This is a genomic window from Allobosea sp., from assembly GCF_030694325.1.
In the GTDB taxonomy this organism is placed as follows: Bacteria; Pseudomonadota; Alphaproteobacteria; order Rhizobiales; family Beijerinckiaceae; genus Allobosea.
The window spans coordinates 1-2,447 of record NZ_JAUXYO010000234.1; the positions used below are offsets into that span (position 1 = coordinate 1).

Genomic DNA, 2,447 nt, shown 5'->3' on the forward strand with positions numbered 1-2,447 from the left:
GCACGATGCCTCGCGACAGCCCCCTTGGTCGGGTGCAGCGCGGGAAGAATAGGGTCGGGCAGGGCTGCGGGGATAAGGGGCGGCGGTTATGCCCGTGTCGGCTTCGGGTCGATGTAGGACGTTCTCCTCAGGCTTTCTTTAGTTTGGTCACAGGGCTGGGAACGCAGCCGAATGCCCAAGCCAGCAGCACGCTACCGATCGCCGCCGCCGCACCGATGCTGCAGAGAAAAATTGCGTCCGCTATCGCACTGATGAGGGTAGCCCTATAGCTTGGCTTGAAAGCGCCCCAGATTGCCAGCGGGATCATTGCACCGAAGCCTACAAGCGGCGACAGGAGGACCAGATGTGGCTTGACCGGGACACGGCGGGCTATAATTGAAAGCGGAATAGCAGCAATTGAGGCTGGGACAAATCCAGCCATGTATCCCCAGGCGATCATCGCTAAAGTGAAGTCCCAAGAAAACGTCCAGGCAATCTGGCCGCTCCTCGCGATGAAAATATAAAGAGCCGTAGACGTAAAAAAATAAATAGTTCCGAATAAAGGCCCTAAAAAAACAACGATAATCGGCAACAAAATGGAATTCTTCTGGCGACGGTATTCCGCTTCCGTCCTCGGATCGATGTGCAAGGTGGGCTCAATCATCAACATTTGCCCTTGGCATCAGCGAGTTTTCGGTGGTCCAGCACAGCGGAAAGTTTATCCGAAGACGCAATGCTGTCCATGGCGCAAAAAGTTAAGTTGATGTCCGAAATGGGTCGGAAACTGACGTCGCGCGCCTCATCGCCGAGGTTACTTGGCCGCCGCGGCAATGCTCCATTCGCCGACCGTAACGTCGGCCTCCACCACAGCTTCGTTCAGGGTCCAGCGTGGGATGCTCCGCATTCGGTCCAGTTCGGCGAAAACGCGAGCAAAGCCTCCATCCGGCGAAATCTCGCGGAGAGCCGCGTCCAGTTCCTGTCCGAACCCTTGGAAGCCTTCGGCATCGACTTCGCTCAAGGGAATCTGGTTCCACTTCGCGACGAGAGAAGGAGCTTGGAACAGAATGGCGGCCGTCTCCATCGTTCTGAATGTTCCGAGTTTCCCCATAGCAACGAGCTTTGAAGCGGCCGGTCCGATGTAACGTCGCATTATCTCTCGGTAGTCACGGAGATAGGATGGATCGACGTCGAGATACTCGACCGATGGTTTTCGACCCGCGCGATCTGAGGACCCGGACCAATCTCGTGGAAAGACAAAAGAGGCAGGTGTCGTCAGAAGAATTTCGGCTCTCAGCAAATCCACGCCGGTTGGCTGCGGGGCATTGACGAGCTGATCCACGGCCTCGCTCGGAACGATATCTCGAAAATAAACGAACTCGACATGGCTCCAGATGGGCGCATCAGATTGGCTCTTGAAGATCGAGTGATGGCGGTAAAGGGCGCGACCAAGGCAGGTTTTGCCAAAGCCAGCCCATTCACTCGCCGCCTGTTCAAGCGCCTCACGGGCTTGTGTCGATCTCGTGTTCAATGATCGCGCCAGCACGACGAGGCGGTCGCTCTGCTCGATGGAGACGATCTGCTGCTCGTCCAAAGCGACCATGCCTTCGTTCAGCTTTCCCGTCACGCTCATGGCCAGACCGTGCGCCGCACTTGGGATCCCTGAAATGGTCGCAAGCTGGCTGCGTCATCGCATTCAAGGACCACGGGATCAGGCCTTTCGCCTCCACCTCACAACCGTATCACGCCGGCACCGTCTCCGTCGCCGCGATCTCCAGCACGCTCAGGCCCGCCGCTGCCGCCATGCCGATCAGGGCGTCGAGGGGCTGAAGACGCTGATCTTGCCGCGCAGGAGATCGTTGCGGCGAGGCTGGATCAGGCCGCGGCGGTCCGCGGCTTCCGTTTAGGACAGGTTCCGTGAGGCCACGACGGCTTCGACCGCATCCATGAGGTCGGAGCGCATGGCGAGAGGGCGCGCCTCGGCCGGTGTGTCGCGGAGCGCCTCAAAAACATCGTCGAACCTCTCGCCGGTCATCGTCCGATCTCTCCCGGGTGGACGAGACGCCGCATCATGGCGTCATTCCGGGGCGGGCCGAAGGCCCGAGCCCGGAATCCATGACCACGACACTCGCTGGGACGAATGCGGACATCGTACGGCTCATCGTCAAGCGCGGCGGTCATGGATTCCGGGCTCTTCGCTGTGCGAAGCCCCGGAATGACTGCGGTGGACTGGCGCGGTCGCAAGGACGCCCCCCTCACTCCACGCTCACCGCCCGCGTCGCCAGCACGCGCAGGCCGCTGACGGGGGCGTCCATCACGTAGCGCAGTTCGTAGGCGCCGGGCTGGTCGGGGCCGTCCAGCGTGGCCTCGACGTTTTCCTGCGGGAAGAAGGATGGGCCCTCCGCGTCGGGGGCGGCGCGGGCGGGGACCAGCACGACGCGGTCGCGCTCGCCATTGGGGCCGATGCCGCG

At 60.9% G+C, this 2,447-nt stretch carries 4 protein-coding genes; all 4 read right to left on the reverse strand.

From position 1 onward, the window contains the following. Window positions 1–127: 127 nt before the first annotated feature. Entirely contained in the window at window positions 128–649 is a 522-nt protein-coding gene (locus Q8M82_RS15420; protein ID WP_305692215.1) for a hypothetical protein, read from the reverse strand. 141 nt (window positions 650–790) lie between these two features. Then, on the reverse strand, window positions 791–1,609 hold the full coding sequence (locus Q8M82_RS15425; RefSeq protein ID WP_305692216.1) for a hypothetical protein: 819 nt from the start codon (window positions 1,607–1,609) through the stop codon (window positions 791–793). A 270-nt stretch (window positions 1,610–1,879) separates the two neighbouring features. Then, a complete protein-coding gene (locus tag Q8M82_RS15430) occupies window positions 1,880–2,011 on the reverse strand; it encodes a hypothetical protein (RefSeq protein ID WP_305692217.1) in 132 nt (43 codons plus the stop codon). Window positions 2,012–2,231: 220 nt separating this feature from the next. After that, a partial coding sequence (locus Q8M82_RS15435) for a hypothetical protein (protein WP_305692218.1) occupies window positions 2,232–2,447 on the reverse strand: 216 nt, incomplete at its 5' end.

Bases quoted from the DNA above. Each gene is read 5' to 3' on its own strand.
- Q8M82_RS15420 (WP_305692215.1), bottom strand. From the start codon at position 649: ATGTTGATGATTGAGCCCACCTTGCACATCGATCCGAGGACGGAAGCG.
- Q8M82_RS15425 (WP_305692216.1), bottom strand. From the start codon at position 1,609: ATGAGCGTGACGGGAAAGCTGAACGAAGGCATGGTCGCTTTGGACGAG.
- Q8M82_RS15430 (WP_305692217.1), bottom strand. From the start codon at position 2,011: ATGACCGGCGAGAGGTTCGACGATGTTTTTGAGGCGCTCCGCGACACA.